Here is a 17,676-nt window from a genome sequence, read left to right as displayed (position 1 = left end):
GTTCGACGAAGGCCGTCGAGCCCCAAGGAGTTCTCCCCCATGAAAACCTGGTTCATCACCGGCGCGGCGCGCGGTCTCGGCGCCCAGATCGCCGAAGCCGCCCTGCAAGCCGGTGACAACGTCGTCGCCACAGCGCGCGATCCGAACGCCGTCGCCGCTCGATTTGGCGAGCGCGCGAACCTCCTGGCTGTGCGGCTGGACGTGACCCAACCGACAGAGGCCAAGGTCGCCGTGCAGAAGGCCCTCGACCGGTTCGGCGCGATCGATGTTCTGGTGAACAACGCCGGCTATGGCCTGGTGGGCGCGGTCGAGGAGGCCAGCGCCAGCGAGATCGAGCAGCTCTTCGCCGTCAATGTCTTTGGCCTGCTGGCGGTGACGCGCGCGGTCCTGCCGTCGCTGCGCGCGCAGCGTCGCGGCCACGTGATCAACATGTCGTCTATCGGCGGTTACCGGGGCGCGGCGGGCTTTGGCGTCTATTGCGCCACAAAGTTCGCGGTCGAGGGGTTGTCTGAAGCGATGCAGGCGGAACTGGCGCCGCTGGGTGTCCACGTCACGGCGGTCGAACCGGGATACTTCCGCACCGACTTCCTGGACCCAGCTTCGCTGAAGATCAGCCAGCCGCCGATCGCCGACTATGCCGAGACGGCTGGCGCTGTTCGTACGCGGGTGGGCGGACTCAATCACCAGCAGCCGGGCGATCCGGCGAGACTGGCCGACGCGATCCTGCGGCTGGCCAATATGCCCACGCCCCCGGTGCGCCTGCCTCTCGGCGGCGATACGGTCGCCGCGATTGTCGCCAAGCACGCCCGCGATAGCGAGATCCTCGCCACCTGGGGCGGCTTGGCGGCCGACACCGACCATCGGGCCGACTAAACGCGGAGAGCGGCTGTCGGCGTCCTTTTGCGGGCCCCCGACGCGGGCGTCAGGGATGCGCGACATCGACAACGACCTTGCCGCCAGCGCGACCACGCGCCAGCGTCTCGTAGGCCGCGTCCAGGGTGTCCAGGCCAAACCGGCCTTCGTGCAGGCGCGGCTTCAACGCCCCCAGGTCCGCCAGAGCAGCCACCTCGGCCAGGATCTCGCCGAAGTGGCGGCGCCCCTCGCCGCTCAAAAGCGGCTGCAGCGTGAACACGCCCGAATAGGTCGCCTGCTTGAACGAGAGCGGCGCCAGCGCGTGCACGCCCCAGCCCAGGCAGCTGACAACGTGGCCAAACCTTTTGACGGCCTGGAACGAGGCGTCCAGGAGCGCTCCGCCGCCGGTGTCGTAGACGATCTCGAAACCTGCGCCCGCGGTATGCTCGGCGACATAGTCCTCGACCGCGCGCGCGCCGTCGATGGCGACCGCGCCCAGGTCGCGCAAGTAGTTCTGATCCGCCTCGCCCAGGGCGGTGGCGTAGACCCGGGCGCCCTTGGTCAGGGCGATCTGAACGGCCAGATGGCCAACGCCGCCCGCGCCCCCTTGGACAAGCACCGTCTGTCCAGGCTGGACCTTCGCGCGATCGACAAGACCTTCCCAGGCGGTGATCGCCACCAGCGGCAGAGCGGCGGCCTCACGCGCGGCGAGGCTCGTCGGCCGTTTGGCGAGAAGGCTCGCATCTACGGAGACATAATGGGCGTGGGCGCCTTGCAGTCCCCCAACACCGCCGACAAGGCCGAAGACGCGATCGCCCGGCGTGAAACCCGCCACGTCGGCGCCGACGGCCTCCACCTCGCCGGCCAGGTCCATGCCCAGCACCGCCGGCAGTGGATTGCGCGCGTGCGCCGCCTGCTCGGCGCGGATCTTCAGGTCGAGCGGATTGAGGCCGCTGGCCTCGACGCGGACCAGCACTTCGGCCGGACCGGGTGTCGGGCGCGCCACGGGCTGGAGGGCGAAGGGGCCGTCGCGAGACGTGACGACGGCGGCGGTCATGGTTTGGATCGAGCTCATCGGAGCAACTCCAGTTGGATGAGCTCAAGAAACCACCCAAACAGGATTGACTGGAATAGAAGACTTGACACGATAATCATTCAGTTTTGAATGGGTGAGGCGTGGCGGCGTTCGAGTGGAGCGACCTTCCGATTTTCCTGGCGATCGCGCGGGAGGGCACGCTCGGCGCGGCCGGCCGTCGGGTTGGTCATTCGCAGCCGACTATGGGACGGCGACTGAAAGTGCTCGAAGCGGCGATCGGCGCGGCGCTCTTCCAACGCACCGCGGACGGCTTTGTCCTGACCGATGAGGGCCAGACACTGCTGGCTCATGCTGAACGGATGGAGACGGAGTCGCTCGCCTTGCTGCGTGCCTTGTCAGGCAGCGACGCGGCTCTCGCCGGCGAGCTCCGCGTCTCCTGTTCGGACTGGTTCGCCCGCGTACTGCTCGCGCCGGTCCTGGCCGAACTGGCTGACCTCCATCCTGCCGTGGTGGTCGAGACCTTGACCGATCCGCGCATCTACAGCTTGGCGCGCCGCGAAGCCGACCTCGTCGTGCGCATGGTGCCGTTCAGCGAAGCCGAGGTGATCGCCCGCCGGCTCGTGACCATCTCTTACGGCCTATACGGTCGCCCCGAGGCTTGCGTTGAGCCGATCGGAGACGGCGAAGGCCACGCCTTGGTGGTCATGGACACCGCGTTCGGCGGCATGCCTGACGTGGGCTGGATCACGCGACGTCTACCGGGGGCCAGGATCGCCTCGCGCAGCAACAGTCGCGAGGTGCAGGCCCAGCTTTGCGCTCTGGGCGCCGGTCTGGCGGTGCTGCCGCGTCCGCTGGGCGACTCCGCCCCTGGCATTCAGCGGATCGAATTGGATGAGGACCCGCCGAGCCGGACGCAATGGCTGGGCTATCACCGGGACCTGCGGCGCCTGCCGCGATTGCGGGCTCTTGCCGACCTTCTGATCGCGCGAATCCCCGCCCTCGCCTCTTAACGCCGCCCAGCTCTACGGATCCAAGAAGGGCCCGATACGCTCAAGCCCCTCTCCGCGGCATGGATCAGCCTCCTCCCAGAGCCGACCCAGTCGGTCATCAGAGGAGGTTTGAAATGAGCGACTGTTCACCCAACGACCAAACCGCGTCACGACGCGCGGTGATGACGTCCGGCCTAGGCCTGGCGGCCATCGCGACGGCGCCAACGCTATCGCCGTCCAAAACCCAGGCCGCGACCACGTTCACGCCGTCCCGCCCGAGCAGCGGGTTGGTCAAGACCAAGGACGGCGTCGAGCTGTTCTACAAGGACTGGGGCCCGGCCGGCGGCCAGCCGATCGTCTTCCATCACGGCTGGCCGCTGACCGCCGACGAGTGGGACGACCAGATCGTCCCGATCGGCGACAGCGCCCACCTGGCCATCAAGCTGGTCAAGAACGGCGTGCTCAAGACCTATCCAGGCTTTCCGCACGGGATGGCGACGACCCAGGCTGATACAATCAATCAGGATCTGCTCGCCTTCATCCGCGGCTAAAGCGCCACCGATCCGCGACAGATGGCGGACCCTCGTCTTGCTCCTCACTGACGGCCGGACGAGGGCGCGCCGACACATCCATTTTGAAGCTTGATCAGAGAAGTCGCCGGTATGCACCACCTCGGCATTGACGCGACGCGGGTCGCTGAACTCGTTCGCAAGAACGCGCTCCAACTCACCTCAATCGGTGAGTGGCCGGGGCCCAATCAACCGATCCAAGCCGTGATTGACTGGATCAGGCGCCTCAGCGCTCAGGCCGCCGGGGATCTTCGTAAGACGCTCGCGATCGACTATCCCGAAATCAGCTGGGCGGACGAAGAGCACGTCAACGAGCAGGATGGACGTCCTTACTAGCTCCATGCCCCCATCGATGGGGCCTATCACTTCCTTCAGGGCCCGCCCCTCTGGTCGAGCTCACTGGCTCTGATCATCGGTGGCGAGCCCGTCTTTTCCGTCGTGCATGATCCGTCGCTGCGAGACTCGCCGGAGGTCTGCTCGTCACCGAAGCCTGCGGGCATCATCGCAAATGCGTTGCATTCAGGCGCGATCGCGACGGGCTTGCAGAAACACACCGGAGGGCTGAGGGCCCCTGTGGAGCGCCGAAAGACCGTCGAACAGGGCGCGGCGACCTCGGTCCTTCTGGCGGCTTCGCCGTTGCTGGAGGGTGTCGGTGGTCGCTATTTCGAGGACTGCAACGAGTCCCGGCCGATCGCGAAACGCCCGGCCGACCTGGTCAGCGGCTATGCGCCCTACGCCCTCGATCCCGAAAACGCCGAGCGGCTGTGGACGGTGTCTCACGCCCTGGTCGGCGAGGCCCTCGCCTAGCGAAGCCGAACGTGTTTCGGCGCCGCTAAGCGAGGGCGCTGGCCTAGGCGGAAGGCGGCAACGGCGCGGCCTCGGCCCACTCGGCGCGCGTCGTCGGGCGTCCTTTGATGGTCGCGGCGATGGCGGCGGACTTGTCGAGGGTTTCCTGCAGGGACTTGGGCCCCTGGAACGGCCGTCCACCGATATGCCAGCCGTCGGGATGCAGCTCCTCGATCAGCACCCAGACAACTTCTCGGAAGGCCTCCGAGCCCTCGAACCTGACCATGACCTCGGTCAGGGCCTTGGCCATTTCGTGCTTCTGATCCGGCGTGAAGACGCCTTCGACGAGCTTTACGTTCACAAAGGGCATGGTCGCGTTCCTTTCAGGGTTGGGAAAGGGCTGCACTTTGCGGGCGGAGCGTTCCTGCGACTTGGACGCATGCGTCCCCGAGGCTTGTCAGCGCATTAGTTGCTCGCGCCGTGGGGCCGAGCTGAACGGGCGCAACAGGGAGGCGAGCGCCCAAGGCGCGGCAAGGTCGTTCACCTTGAAGCGACCTCAGACACGCAGAGCCGCCACGGTGGGGTCGTGGACGATCAACCGTATGCCGCTTGGAGTCTGATCGCGCGATATCGGAGTCAGTCGCGGCTTATCGAGTCAGGCCTCACACCGAAATCGTTCGGCCGACAGTCGCGACTTAAAGAGTCAGTGACAACCGAGCTTGATCGGCGCGAGCGCAAGCCCGCCCACGCTGATCAGGTCCGCCGGCGCTTCATGGGCGTGCCGGCGTGGGCGAGATCACCGCCCTCTGCTTCAAAGCCGCCGTCGACGCCCCTGTCCGCTTCAAGAGCTCGCGCACCGTCGGCCCCACTTTGGCCTGACACCCAGACGGTTCTGAAGTCGGCCCATCCATGATGGGTTCGATCGTACTCGCGCCCGGCTACGGACACGTCTGGGACGGGCCGACCAGAACCGGCGAGACCAGGCCCACGTTCCAGTTCCAGGGCTGGTCGCCGGCGGCCTTGCGACGACAGACGGCGCGTTCGTGGAAGGCGAACATCCCGGGCATCAGGTTGGTGTCGGCCACCGGCTTGTCGCGGAAGGCCATGTAGGCGCCGTCGGGCGTATAGGCCTTCCAGGTCGGCGCGCCGCTGGCCCGCGGCCGAGCGGTCCGCGCGAAGCTGGTCCAGTAGCCGATCATGGCGTCCGACAGCGCCCTCTCCTCCGCCGTCTCCGGCGCCTTGGGCCAGCGGGCCGGGACGCGATCCAGCGCCCCGAACATGTAGGGGATCTCGCTGGCGTGGAAGGCGTGCAGCCCGGCCTGATCCATGGCCGGATAGCCGTGATCGAACAGATAGAGGAAGGCGGGCTGCCCCGCCTTGGCCTGCGAACGGACGAGGCGCTCGGAGGTCCAGCCGTAAAGGGCGTCGCGGGTGGTCGCCAGGACGCTCTCCTCCAGGTTCGTGGCCGGATAGAGCTTCAGGAAATCGTCGGCGAGATCGCCATAGCGCTCTCGGATCATCTTCTCATATTCGGCGGCGGTCTTCGGGGCCGGCGGAGCCAGGAAGCGCACGGAGCGGATCTCGCCGCTGTTGAAGCCCGTCAGGATCGGGACCTTGGCCTGCTCGCCGCGATCGAACGTGTCGACCAGCTGCCGCGTCAGGACGACGCCGTCGATGGCGCCGAAGGGCAGGAAGCCGGCCTGGGCCGCCTTGTCGGTCAGCGCCTGCGGGTCCATTGCCCGCAGCGCCGCCAGGTCCGGCGCCTTCACCACGCCGGCCACATAGGCGCCGGCGGCCTCGCCCGACGGCGCGCCATGGCTGGCCGCCTTCAGCTCCGGCGTGGAGATCATGTAGGCGCTCTGGGCGATGGCCTTGGCGAACAGCCCCTTCGCGGGCGGCGAGACCATCAGGTACATGACGCTGAGCGCGCCGGCGGACTCTCCGGCGATGGTGACATTGGCCGGGTCGCCGCCGAACGCGGCGATGTTCTCGCGCACCCATCGCAGGGCCGCGATCTGGTCGAGCAGGCCGTAGTTGCCGGAGATGCCCTCCGGCGTCTCCTGGCTCAGCTCGGGATGGGCCATGTAGCCCAGCACGCCCAGGCGGTAATTGATCGTGACCAGCACCGTTCCGGCCTTCGCGTACCGAGCGCCGTTCTGCAGGGACGACTTGCCCGAGCCGGAAGTCAGGGAGCCGCCGTGGATCCAGACGATCACGGGCGCCTTGCCCTGGGTGGACGGCGTCCAGATGTTCAGGGTCAGGCAGTCCTCGCTGGTTGTCCCGATCTCGGCGGAATAGACCGACGGCGGTCCGGGCGTGGGCTGGACGCAGGCGGCGCCGAACTGGCTGGCGTCACGCACCCCGCTCCAGCGGGGGGGCGGCGCGGGCGCCCGCCAGCGCCTCTCCCCGACCGGCGGCGCGGCATAGGGCAGGCCCTTGAAGGCGAGTGCTCCGGCGTCGACGACGCCCTTCACGGCGCCGGCGGGCGCGGAGATCACGGGCCGCTTGTCCGCGGCCTGGGCGGGAGCGGCGATCAGCAGCGCCGCGGCGAAGGCGGCCTTGCAGAGGTTCATCGAGCGGCTCCGGTCTTCGGGACCTTGCCAAGGGTCCGCGCCAGCAGAAGGAAGAGCGTGATGGCCACGCCGTAGAACGGGACCAGGGTGAACAACGCCACCTGGAGCGAGTTGTGCGGATACGCGGCCCGGAAGAAGTCGCTGGCCGCGCCGACATAGGTCGGGCCCAAGCCCAGGCCGATGAAGTTCATGACCAGCAGCAGCAAGGCGCCCGACATCACCCGCTGGTTGGGGCGGACCGTGTTCTGAACCAGGGTCACGGCCGACGACAGATAGACATGGTTCAGGCACATGGCCGGCAGCAGGCAGGCCAGGGCCGTCGGCCAGTGCGGGGCGGCCACGAACCCCAGATAGCAGGGCACGGCCAGGACCAGGGCGCAGGCGGGCGCCAGGCCATAGGCGCGTTTGGACTCGCGGGTGAAGCGGTCGATCAGCCAGCCGGAGCCGAAGATCCCCACGCTCATCCCGACGCCGACGACGATCGCGTACCAGACGGCGACTTCGCCGAGCGTCATTCCTTTTTCGCGCATCAGGAACAGCGTGGCGAAATTGCCCAGGCCGTAGGTGACGAACTGCGTCGCGCCGCTGCCCAGCGAAGCCAGCAGCAGCACCGGATGCGAGAAGAACATCTTCAGGGTCTCGCCGAAGCCCGCGCGCGTCTGCACGATATGAGCCGTCGCGGGATCCAGCCCCCCGCGCCGGGGCTCGCGCACCACGAACTTCAGAACCAGGGCGGCGACGACGCCGACCGCGCCGGTGATCACGAAGGCGTCGCGCCAGCTGAACGCGGCCGCCACCGAGGCGCCGAACGCGATCCCCAGGGCCGCGCCAACCGGCGGGCCCAGGTTGTAGAGGCCCAGCGCCGTGCCCCGGCGTCCGGGCGGGAAATAGTCGGTGATGATCGCATAGGACGGGGGCACGCCTCCCGCCTCCCCGAAGCCGACGGTCATCCGCGCGACCGCGAAGCCGCCATAGGTCCTGGTCAGGCCGCAGGCCATGGTCGCCGCGCTCCACACGCCGCAGGCGATGGCCAGTACGGTCACGCGGTTGGTCCGGTCAGCCAGCCAGCCGACCGGAATGGCGATGAAGCAGTAGAAGGCCGCGAAATAGAGACCGCCCAGCAGCCCCAGCTGGCTGTCGGTGATCTGCAGCGTGTCCTGGATGGGCTTGGCCAGGATCGACAGCAACTGCCGGTCCAGGAAGTTCAGGACATAGATGAACCACAGGCAGGCCAGGGCGACCCAGGCCCGGCGGTCGGGTTCCTGGACGGCGGGCGCGGCCATCGGTGCGACATCCTCGATCGGGCGCATCATCGTTCCTCCCTGTTCAGGGCGGCGTAGACGCCCCGCTGGTGCTCGGGCAGAGCACGGCGTCCGGCGGCCCCGCGCCCGGTAGCGATGGTCGCTCCAGACTTGGCCGACACCGGCACCTGGTGCTGGATCAGATAGATCATCACCAGATCATTGACCGGATCGGCCTGCCACCAGGTGCCGAAGATGCCAGGCCAGGTCATCGCGCCGGGCGCGCCGCAGGCATACGGGTTATCGAGCGGGTCTTCGGCGATCGAGACGCCGAGGCCGAAGCCGTTCGTCCGCCACAGCGGCATGCCGGCGAACGGGATCTGGCGCTGGACGTCGGTCAGCCGGTTGGTCCGCATCAGGCGAACCGTCTCCGGACGGAGCAGGCGCACGCCGTCCAGGGCCCCCTCGCCCAGCAGCATTCGCGCGAACCGGTGATAGTCCGGAGCCGAGGAAATCAGCCCGCCGCCGCCCGGCGTATAGCTCGGCGGTTCGTCGTACATCTCGGGTTCCACCTTCGCGAGCCCGCCCGCAGTCTGGTCATAGCCGTAGAGGCTGGCCAGGCGGTGACGCTGGGCGCGCGGCAGCCAGAAGTCGGTGTCGACCATGCCGAGCGGCTCAAAGACCCGCGCCTTCAACACCTCACGCAACGGCTTGCCCTCGACCCGGCCGATCAGGAAGCCCAGGACGTCGGTCGAATGGCCGTAGTGGAAGCGCTCGCCCGGCTGGTAGGCGAGCGGCAGACCGCCCAGCGCGATCAGCCACTCGTCCGGCGTCATGCGGGTCATGGCCGGATCCCCCAGGGCGCGCTCATAGGCCAGCTTCAACGGCCCCTCGGAGAAGAAGCCGTAGGCGATCCCCGAGCGATGGGTCAGCAGGTCCTCGATGGTGATCGGGCGGCGCGCGGGCTCGGTCTCGCGCAGGGATCCGGCCGTGTCGCGCAGCACCAGGGGCTCGGCCAGTTCCGGGATCCAGCGCGAGATCGGGTCATCGAGGGCGAACCTCCCCTCCTCCATCAGGATCAGGGCCGCCACCGAGGTGATGGGCTTGGTCATGGAGGCGATGCGGAACAGCGTGTCGGGCCGCATCGGATCGCCGGCCTCGAGGTCGCGCCAGCCGATCGCGTCGGCCTGCACGATCTGGCCGCCGCGCGAGGTCAGGGTCACCGCGCCCGAGAGCTCGCCCCGATCAACGAAACCCTGGAGGACCGCCCCGGCCTCCGCGAGCTTGGCGGGGTCGAAGCCCTGGGCGCGGCAGGCGTCGTCATCGATCATAAAAAAGGGCGCTCCGGCCTGGGTACTGGAAGAAAGACCGCGGGGGCCGGCGGCAAGGCCAGGCTACCCCGCGGCGGGTCGGACGGCCGAGGCCGAGGCCGCCTCCCGAAGGACTTTTTGGGATCGGTCAGAAGGTCTTGCGCAGGTTCACCGCGACGAAGCGCCCGATGGGGTTGTAGGTCCCGCCGATACCGTCGGTCGCCGGGAAGAACGGCGGCGTCTTGTCGAACAGGTCGTTGATCTGCAGGGCTAGTTCCGAACCCTTGGTCAGGCCCGTATCCGGCAAGGTCATCGCGATCCGCAGATCGACGGTCGTGTAGGCCTTGGCGTCGTACGTGCTTGTCCCCGTCGGGGTGGCGTAGCTGTTGGTGACGCCATCGTGATAGTTGACGAAGCCGACGACACGGAACGCGCCGGCCGCCAGGCCCGCCGTCGTGCGGACGGTCGTCTTGGGCACGCCCAGCTTCAGGGCGTCCGACACGGGCGCCGTCGGCGACAGCTGGGTGTCGAACTTGAAGATGTAGTTGCCTGCGACGCCGCCGAACACGCTGCCGAAGCTGGTGGCGCGCCGGTAGTTGACGTCGAAATCCAGGCCGCGGGTCTTGCGCACCCCGAAATTGCCGCGACGCAGGTCCAGGGCGTTGCCGATCGCCGGCAGGGGCGTTGGCAGGGTCACCGGCACGCCAAGCGCCAGCAGGCTGGACAGCTGGGCCGCCGACGGATTGCGATAGACGACCGAGGCGAAGGTCGGGTCGGTGAAGACCAGGCTGGTCGGCGGCGTGCCGATCACGTCGGTGAAGTTGATGTCGTAGACGGTGGCGCTGGCCCGGAAGCCCGGCAGGGACGGCGGCGCTATATCGACCCCGAACGAATAGGTCCGCGCCTTTTCCGGCTGCAGGGTCTTGTTGCCGCCCAGCAGGAAGACCGTGTTGACTTGGGCCGCGCCCCGCGTTGGATCGCGGGCCAGCACACCGGCCGTCGTGGCGTCGTAGTAGTAGGCGCCGACGGTGGCGCCGACGTCCCGCAAACCCGGCGCGCGGAACGAGCGGCCGTAGGTCCCTCGCAGCGTCAGGCCCTCCACCGGGTCCCAGTTGACGCCGACCTTCGGATTGCTGGTCGAGCCGAAGTCGCTGTACTTGTCGTAGCGCCCCGACACGGACAGCGACAGGCGGTGCATGAGCCGCGTCGCATTGCCGTCGCCGAAGATCGGCACGAACAGTTCGCCATAGATGGACTTGATATTGCGGCCCAGGTTCTCGGGAACCTGCGTGACGCCCACGAAGCCGCGCTGCTGGAACGTCTCGCGCCGATACTCGGCGCCCGCCGCGAACTTCAGCTCGCCGCCGGGCAATGCGAGCAGCGGGCCATCCAACTTGACCGCGGCCAGCTTGGTGCGCTGCTGGATCGTGACGCTGGTCGAGTAGTTGGTGATGTTGGAGACGACCGACGGGCTCGTGCCCTGGCCGAAAGGATCGAGCGCCGTCGCCGTGGTCGTTCCGGCCGCCGCCGCGGCCAGGGCCGCTGGATTGATCATCGGCTGATGGGCGACGTGCTCGGCCCAGTCATAGGTGCCGTAGGCGCTGAGCTTGAAGTCGTTCGGCAGGCTGAAGTCCGCGCCCGCCGACGAGTTGCCAGCCTTGACGCGATAGGTCTGGTCGAAGTGGTCGGCGCCGACCAGGTTGTCGGGCCGGAAGAAGATGGTCGCGGCCGTCGCCGCTGTTCCCGGCGGGGCCTTGAAGAACGGGTTGGCCGCCGTCATCGTCACGGTCTGGGCCGGGATCGCCGCCCGGACCTCGTCCTTGCGGTCCGAATAGAGCAGGTCGCCCCACAGGGTGACGCGCTCGCCGATCTCCTGCCGCGCGCTGACGAAGCCGCTGTGCAGGCGCGAGGCCGGGACGAGATCGACCGGGCCGCCGACGTCGCAATAGTTCGTCGCGTTGGGCGTCAGGCCGGGCGCGCCGTAAACGACGCCGCCGACCACCACGTTCGGCGCGGGACAGCTGGTTCCCCGCGTGTCGACGCCGCCGAAGTTACGGAAATCCACCTTGCGGTAATCGCGATCCGCGCCGGTGACGTTGCCGTTCTCGGAATACTGGTAGGCGGCCAGGATCGAGCCGCTGCCCCAGTCGCGACCCGCCAGGCCGCTGATGCTGGCCGTATGGTAGTCGTCGGCCGTCCCGTAACGCGCCGACATCTCCAGGCCGGAATAGCGCTTGCGGGTGATGAAGTTGACGACCCCAGCGATGGCGTCCGAGCCGTAGATCGACGAGGCGCCGTCCGCCACGATCTCCACGCGCTCGATCGCCAGGTCCGGCAGGAACGGGAAGTCGGGATTGGTCTCGTTGGCGCCGCCCGCCACCACCCGGTGGCCGTTCAGCAACGGCAGGGTCGCCGTCGCCGGTAGGCTGCGCAGACCCGGCGCGAAAGACCCGGCCCCGGCGTTGTTGGCGCGCGGCGCGGTGTTGAAGCTGTTGAGCTGCGGCACGCTGGCCAGCAGGTCCGGCGTCGTGGTCGCGCCAATGGTCTTGATGTCGTCGCGCGAGACGCCGATCAGGTTCGAGCCGACGGGCGGCACGCCCCGAATACTAGATCCGGTGACGACGACGGCTTCAAGTGTATTGTCGGATGTCTCGTCCGTCGCCTGCGCCAAGGCCTGCCCAGCGAAAAGCATGGCGACCAGCGACGCGCCGGACAGCGCCATGTGGCGCGCGGTGTTCCAGGTTTTCATTCAACCCTCCCCTTTTGTTTTTTGCTTGCTCAAGGCGTAGCCGAGGGGCGCTGCCTCGTCAATTTCATTTATTTAGCGCTAAATGAAATTTGTTGAGACGTTTGCTTGACCCCTTGGGGTCGCCGCCTCATCGTCCCATCCTGAATCGTTGGAGAGCGTCTTCACCGGACGGATCCGATCAGGAAGACAGGGAGCCATGCCAGCAGCGCCGAAAGCCGAGGGACGTCGCACGCGCGCCGAACAGCGGGCCACGACAGTGAAGACGATCCTGGACACGGCCGAGGATCTGTTCGCTCAGCTCGGCTATTTCGGGGTGACCATCAAGGACGTCGCCGATCGCATGGGCATCCATCCCGCGCTGATCCACTACTATTTCGAGGGCAAGAAGGCCCTGTTCGACGCCGTCTTCGAACGTCGTGTCGAATATGCCGTGACCTCGCGGACGGCGGGCCTGGACGCCTATGAGGCCGAGGTCGGCGATCATCCGACCGTCGAGGGCGCGTTGCGCGCCTACTACGACCAGGCGTTCGACGTCTACATCAACGGCGACGAGGGGTGGCGCAACTTCGGCCGCATCTTCGCCCAGGTGAACAACGCCCCCGGCTACGGGGCCGAGAAAATGGACACCTATTTCGATCCTATGGTGCTGCGCCTGATCGGCCTCCTGCAGAAGTCGCTGCCCGACGCCGCGCCCGAGGACCTGTTCTGGAGCTTCCAGTTCACCTCGGGGGCCTATTCGCTCCTTCTATCGCGCACTGGCCGCATCGATCGCCTCTCGAACAACCTCTGCGCCTCTGACGACTTCGAGGCGATCCGCGAGCGGTTCGTGACCTTCATGGCCGGCGGCTTCGACGCCCTGTACAGGCGCCGCAAGCCGGCCTGACCGCCATCCCTCAAGTGGCGACCTTCTCAAGTCGCGCGTCCCGCAGCGCCGCCCGCCGCACCTTGCCGGCCTCGTCGCGCAGGGGCTCGGTCGTGAACTCGATGCTCCTGGGCAGCTTGTAGCGGGTCAGCCGGTCGGCGGCGAAGTCGAGCAGTTCGTCTGGCTCCAGGCCGCTGTCCTCGACGGCCTGGACAATCGCGTGGACGCGCGCGCCCCAGTCCTCGTCGGGCAGGCCGATCACCGCGCTGCCGCGCACCGCCGGGTGGGCGTCGAGCACGGCCTCGACCTCGGCCGGATAGATATTGGCCCCACCCGAAATGATCAGGTCGTTGCGACGATCGGACAGATAGAGATAGCCGTCGGCGTCCACTGAACCCAGATCCCCGGGCGCTTCCCAATCGCCGCGCCGGCGGGCCTCGCTGCCCAGGTAGTGATAGGTCGATCCGGCCCCGCCCTGGGGCCGGAAGAACACCTCGCCCACCTCGCCTGGCGGCAGTTCACGCCCCTCCCCGTCCAGGATCTTCAGGGCGTAACCGTCGCGAACGCGGCCGACCGAGCCGCGGTGGGTCAGCCATTCGGATCCCGAGATCATGGTCGAGCCCGTGCCTTCGGTGGTCCCGTAATATTCCCAGACCCGCTCGCTGCCGAGCCAGTCGATCCAGGCCTCCTTGAGCCATGGGGCGCAGGGGGCGGCCATGTGAAGCATCATGCGCAGGCTGGGCAGGGAGAAGCCGGACAGGACGTCGGGACCCAGCCGCCAGATACGGTTCATCATGGTCGGCACCAGGGTCACCCAGTTGACGCCGTGCGCCTCGATCAGCCGCAGCGCGCGCAGCGGATCGAACTTGCCCATCTCGACGATCGTCGCGCCGGTGAACATCCCCATGGTGATGCAGTGGAACGGGGCGTTGTGATAGAGCGGCCCCGGATTGAGGATGACGTCGCCAGGCCGCTGGCCCAGAAAGCCCTCCTCCGGGTTCCACGCCCCGGGCATGGCGTCGACGATCACCTTCGGCCGCCCGGTGGAACCGCCGCTGGTCATGGCCTTCCAATGCGGCGAGATGACCTCGGGGAGCGCCTCGGCCGAGTACCGATCGAGCTCGCTCCGATCCCCCGTCATCACCGGAACGCCAGGTCTCGGCGGCGCGCCGATGAACAGTCGAGGACGAACGATGTCGAGGATCGCCTCCATCTCGGGGCGCGCCAGCTTGGCGGCGACGATGTTGGGGACCGCGCCTAGCTTCCACAAGGCGAACACCGTCTCATAGAACTCCAGTCCGTTGGGCAGGGCCACGGTGACGAAGTCGCCCTGTTCCACGCCGTATGCCGCCAGCATCCGCGCGCGCCGGTTCGTGCGGGCATCCAGTTCGCCATAGGTGATGGCCCCGTCTTCCAAGATCAGCGCGTTTCGGGACGGCGACTGGCCCGCGTGGTGGGCGAGGATGGAGCTGAGCGCGACGCGATCGGTCGACATGGTGGGTACGCCTCCCTGACGGCGCCCCTGCAGCCCTCTACTGGGACGATCACAGCGGGCGCTTGATATCCGTTTCATTAATTTAGTCATGAATAAATGAAAAGGTGGAATCGCGATGATCGTACGCCGAGGCGCAGCGGTGGCCGTGAACCGTCCCGCCGGCATCGCGACACTCACCGCCGCGCAATCCGGTCCGGCCAATCACCAAAATTGGCATGACCAATAATTGACAAGTCGCGCGACTGGCCAGATATCTTTCCCAAACCGTGAAAGCTTGGGAGGCTTCCTATGAAGACCGCATGGCTCGCCGCGTGCGCCCTGATGGCCGCGGCGTCCGCCGCGCACGCCGCCGACTACGGCCTGCTGGGCCCGACCTTCGGCAAGGGCGCGGTGTCGCCCGCGCTGAAGGCGGCGATCGTCTCGCGCGCCAACGCGACCCTGGATCGTCCGCCCGGCGCCATCCCCCACGCGCACACCGAAGGCACCCTGCCCGGCAAGGGCATCCGCGAGATCAGCATCAAGGCCCGCGAGGACCAGCCGATCGTGCTGAACTTCGCGCTGGCCTACCGCCTGACCGGCGACCGCAGGTTCCTGGAGGTCACGGGCCGCTATCTGGAGAACTGGGCCGACATCTACCAGATCTCGTTCAACCCGATCGACGAGACGGGCTTCGACACCCTGGTCATGGCCACCGACCTGACGGAGAGCGATCTCCCCGCCCCGATCCGCGCCAAGGTCGACGCCTTCTGGCGCAGGATGGCGGTCGGCTATCTCGACGCCATGGACGCGGGGCCGACGAACGCCCACACCAACTGGCAGAGCCACAGGATCAAGATGGCGACCCTGGCCGCCTACCAGACCGGCGACGCCAAGCTGATCGCCCGCGCCCGCGACGCCTTCCGCAAGCAGATCGGCGTCAACCTCTATGCTGACGGCTCGACCTTCGACTTCCACGAACGCGACGCCCTGCACTACGTCACCTACAATCTCGATCCGCTGATGATGGCCGCCCTGTCGGCCCAGGCGCATGGCGAGGACTGGTTCATCTGGAAGAGCCCGACAGGGTCCAGTCTGTCCCATTCGCTGGATTGGCTGGCGGCGTTCGCGCGCGGGGAAAAGACCCACAGCGAGTTCGTCAATTCCAAGATCCAATTCGACCGCGACCGCGCCAATTCGGGCCAGAAGGAGTATGCGCCGCACGACTGGGACGTCTCCAACGGCGTAAGCACCTACACCTTGGCCAGCCTGCTGGACGCCCGATACCTGCCGCTTCGCGACGACCTGGTGAAGCGCACGGGCAAGAAGCCGGCGCCCTGGACCGATATTCTGCGCGCCTCGCGGCCATGAGTTGACCCGGGTTCTCCCGCCTGCCTTGATCCTCGCGGGAGAACCTGATGACTCGCTCGAACCGCATCTTGACTGGCGTCGGCCTGGGCGTCCTGGCCGCGCTGGTGATCGCCGGCTATTTCGCCTCGCCGATCCTGGCGCTGCAGGGGCTGACGGCGGCGGCCAAGGCGGGTGACAAGGCCCGGCTGGAGAGCGCCGTCGACTTCCCGGCCGTGCGCGAGGGCCTGAAGAGCCAGCTCAAGGCCAGCATGACGCGCAAGTTGGAGGAAGACCCCAAGCTGCGCGACAACCCGTTCGCCGCCTTCGGCCAGATGCTGCTGGTCGGCGTGGTCGACAAGGCGGTCGAGACCTATGCGACGCCTGACGCGATCGCCAACATGGTCGCCACCAACGAGCCGCCGAAGAACATCGGCGCCACGCCAGGCGGTCCGGTCGTCGAGCAGCCCCAGCCCGAGGTAAAGAAGGCGAAGTCCGACACCGAGGTCCACTACGGCTACGTGGACCTTGATCACTTCCGCGCCACCTATCGCGACCGCAAGGACGGCGATCAGGAGCCGTTCGGCCTGGTGCTGGAGCGTCGCGGACTGTTCAAGTGGAAGCTGGTGAAGATCGAACTGCCGGGCCTGGGCTAGGCTAGGCCAGCCGCCAGTCGATCGCCGTCCCTTCATAGGCGTCTTTCCCGCGCCCGATCCCGGCGACGGCGCGGATCATGGCCCCGCCGCGACCCAGGATCGTATCGGCCAGGGCGATCATCAGCGCATTGGGCGTGGCCTCCGGGCAGAGCGAACGGAGTTGAGCGGCCAGGGCCCCCTCCTCGCCCGCCGGCCGCTTAGCGCAGGCCAGGACATAGGCCGCCGCCGTCGAGCGGCTGACCCCGGCGAAGCAGTGGATCAGCAGAGTGGGCGTCTCGCGCAGCGCCAGTATGGCCTCAACCGTTGCCGCCGAGGGCGCGATCAAGCCTTCATGTTGTTTAGTTATATCATTGAAATATAACGTCGTTACAGGTTGCGTTAAGGTCGGCGGCGCGGCGTTCGGCGAGATCAGCGACAGCACGTGATCGGCCTGGCCCGCCAACCGCGCGACCGCCGTGATCGGACCGACCAGCAGCCTCATGCCAGCGCCGCCGCGCCGAGCAGGAAGCCGAGCTCGAACACCTGCTCGACAGCGCCGAGCACGTCGCCGGTGTGGCCGCCGATCAGCTGCCTGGCCGTCAGGGTCAGCAAGCCGGCCAGCAGCGCGCCGCCCGCGAGGCCGACCAGGACTGCGCTCGGCGGCAGCAGGATCAGCGGCCAGCCGGCGATCAGCAGGGCGACGATCACCTCGCCAGTCCGCACGCCTTTAGGAACGGGCTTCCACTTCCCCGCCTCGCCGCTGGGCGCGTAGGGCGTCAGGCGCATGACCGCCACGGCGGCGGCGCGGCCCAGGCCGTGGGCGGCCAGCAGCAGAACGGCGGCGGCCGGCGTTCCAGCCAGCACGGCGACTTTCAGCGCCAGCACGGCGACCAGGGCGCAGACGCCATAGGTCCCGATGCGGCTGTCCTTCATGATCTCCAGCCGCCGCGCCGGCGTCTGGCCGCCGCCCAGGCCGTCGGCGGTGTCGGCCAGGCCGTCCTCGTGGAAGGCCCCGGTGATCAGAAGGCCCGCGCCGAGGGCCAGGATCGCCCCGACCGGCGCGCTCCAAACCCGCTCGCCGACCAGCAGCACCCCGGCGCAGACCGCCCCGACGCCCTGCCCGACCAGCGGGAAATAGCGGGCCGAGCGGGTGATCCAGTCGGGCTCGAAGGTCTTCAGCGCCGGGGTCGGGACGCGCGTCAGGAACTGGACCGCACAGAGCAGCAGCCGGACCTGATGCGCCAGCCAGCCCATGC

The 17,676-nt window shown here is 67.9% G+C and carries 17 protein-coding genes; 8 read left to right on the top strand and 9 right to left on the bottom strand.

Going from position 1 to position 17,676, the window contains the following annotated elements; translation table 11 throughout:
* Window positions 1-39: 39 nt before the first annotated feature.
* Window positions 40-873 (top strand): oxidoreductase, encoded by an 834-nt coding sequence (locus tag AC1RNC_RS08340; protein ID WP_492885250.1) that lies wholly within the window; start codon window positions 40-42, stop codon window positions 871-873.
* A 49-nt stretch (window positions 874-922) separates the two neighbouring features.
* Here AC1RNC_RS08340 and AC1RNC_RS08335 read toward each other — a convergent pair whose 3' ends face one another.
* Window positions 923-1,927, bottom strand: coding sequence for a zinc-dependent alcohol dehydrogenase family protein (locus AC1RNC_RS08335; protein ID WP_492885249.1), 1,005 nt, complete (start codon window positions 1,925-1,927; stop codon window positions 923-925).
* A 101-nt stretch (window positions 1,928-2,028) separates the two neighbouring features.
* Between AC1RNC_RS08335 and AC1RNC_RS08330 the strand changes: the two genes are divergently transcribed.
* From AC1RNC_RS08330 to AC1RNC_RS08315, 4 genes are all read left to right on the top strand, one after another.
* Complete coding sequence (locus AC1RNC_RS08330; RefSeq protein WP_492885247.1) at window positions 2,029-2,898, top strand: LysR family transcriptional regulator; 870 nt, start codon at window positions 2,029-2,031, stop codon at window positions 2,896-2,898.
* Between the two features lie 113 nt (window positions 2,899-3,011).
* Entirely contained in the window at window positions 3,012-3,428 is a 417-nt protein-coding gene (locus AC1RNC_RS08325) for an alpha/beta fold hydrolase (protein WP_492885245.1), read from the top strand.
* Window positions 3,429-3,539: 111 nt separating this feature from the next.
* Window positions 3,540-3,782, top strand: coding sequence for a hypothetical protein (locus AC1RNC_RS08320; RefSeq protein WP_492885244.1), 243 nt, complete (start codon window positions 3,540-3,542; stop codon window positions 3,780-3,782).
* Window positions 3,783-3,794: 12 nt separating this feature from the next.
* The gene (locus tag AC1RNC_RS08315) at window positions 3,795-4,253 is read left to right on the top strand and encodes a hypothetical protein (RefSeq protein WP_492885516.1); all 459 of its coding nucleotides are present in this window, start codon (window positions 3,795-3,797) and stop codon (window positions 4,251-4,253) included.
* Between the two features lie 43 nt (window positions 4,254-4,296).
* On the opposite strand, the gene AC1RNC_RS08310 is transcribed toward AC1RNC_RS08315, so the two are convergent.
* From AC1RNC_RS08310 to AC1RNC_RS08290, 5 genes are all read right to left on the bottom strand, one after another.
* Complete coding sequence (locus AC1RNC_RS08310; protein ID WP_492885243.1) at window positions 4,297-4,602, bottom strand: tautomerase family protein; 306 nt, start codon at window positions 4,600-4,602, stop codon at window positions 4,297-4,299.
* Between the two features lie 568 nt (window positions 4,603-5,170).
* Entirely contained in the window at window positions 5,171-6,805 is a 1,635-nt protein-coding gene (locus AC1RNC_RS08305) for a carboxylesterase/lipase family protein (protein WP_492885241.1), read from the bottom strand.
* A complete protein-coding gene (locus tag AC1RNC_RS08300) occupies window positions 6,802-8,118 on the bottom strand; it encodes a spinster family MFS transporter (protein WP_492885239.1) in 1,317 nt (438 codons plus the stop codon). The genes AC1RNC_RS08305 and AC1RNC_RS08300 overlap by 4 nt, the downstream gene beginning before the upstream one ends.
* Entirely contained in the window at window positions 8,115-9,377 is a 1,263-nt protein-coding gene (locus AC1RNC_RS08295; protein ID WP_492885237.1) for a serine hydrolase domain-containing protein, read from the bottom strand. Before AC1RNC_RS08295 ends, AC1RNC_RS08300 begins: the two co-directional genes overlap by 4 nt.
* A gap of 127 nt (window positions 9,378-9,504) precedes the next feature.
* Window positions 9,505-12,105 carry a TonB-dependent receptor plug domain-containing protein gene (locus tag AC1RNC_RS08290; RefSeq protein WP_492885235.1) on the bottom strand — a complete coding sequence of 867 codons (2,601 nt, stop codon included), beginning with the start codon at window positions 12,103-12,105 and terminating at the stop codon, window positions 9,505-9,507.
* A gap of 196 nt (window positions 12,106-12,301) precedes the next feature.
* Here AC1RNC_RS08290 and AC1RNC_RS08285 point away from each other — a divergent pair, with 196 nt between their 5' ends.
* Entirely contained in the window at window positions 12,302-12,988 is a 687-nt protein-coding gene (locus AC1RNC_RS08285) for a TetR/AcrR family transcriptional regulator (protein ID WP_492838427.1), read from the top strand.
* A 10-nt stretch (window positions 12,989-12,998) separates the two neighbouring features.
* Here AC1RNC_RS08285 and AC1RNC_RS08280 read toward each other — a convergent pair whose 3' ends face one another.
* Complete coding sequence (locus AC1RNC_RS08280) at window positions 12,999-14,462, bottom strand: AMP-binding protein (RefSeq protein ID WP_492885233.1); 1,464 nt, start codon at window positions 14,460-14,462, stop codon at window positions 12,999-13,001.
* A 288-nt stretch (window positions 14,463-14,750) separates the two neighbouring features.
* Here AC1RNC_RS08280 and AC1RNC_RS08275 point away from each other — a divergent pair, with 288 nt between their 5' ends.
* Together AC1RNC_RS08275 and AC1RNC_RS08270 are read left to right on the top strand one after the other, a co-directional pair.
* Window positions 14,751-15,809: an alginate lyase family protein gene (locus AC1RNC_RS08275; RefSeq protein ID WP_492885231.1), complete on the top strand. Its 1,059-nt coding sequence runs from the start codon at window positions 14,751-14,753 to the stop codon at window positions 15,807-15,809.
* Between the two features lie 47 nt (window positions 15,810-15,856).
* Window positions 15,857-16,441, top strand: a complete 585-nt coding sequence (locus AC1RNC_RS08270; protein ID WP_492885229.1) for a DUF2939 domain-containing protein — start codon at window positions 15,857-15,859, stop codon at window positions 16,439-16,441.
* A 1-nt stretch (window position 16,442) separates the two neighbouring features.
* Here the strand turns inward: AC1RNC_RS08270 and AC1RNC_RS08265 are convergent, their stop codons facing one another.
* Window positions 16,443-16,922 (bottom strand): tyrosine phosphatase family protein, encoded by a 480-nt coding sequence (locus AC1RNC_RS08265; protein WP_492885227.1) that lies wholly within the window; start codon window positions 16,920-16,922, stop codon window positions 16,443-16,445.
* Entirely contained in the window at window positions 16,919-17,674 is a 756-nt protein-coding gene (gene cobS / locus AC1RNC_RS08260; RefSeq protein WP_492885225.1) for an adenosylcobinamide-GDP ribazoletransferase, read from the bottom strand. Before cobS ends, AC1RNC_RS08265 begins: the two co-directional genes overlap by 4 nt.
* Between the last annotated feature and the right edge of the window lie 2 nt (window positions 17,675-17,676).

The sequence above is a fragment of the Caulobacter sp. GW822-FHT01G02 genome, from assembly GCF_058802865.1.
This window is presented reverse-complemented; position numbering and strand designations above follow the sequence as displayed.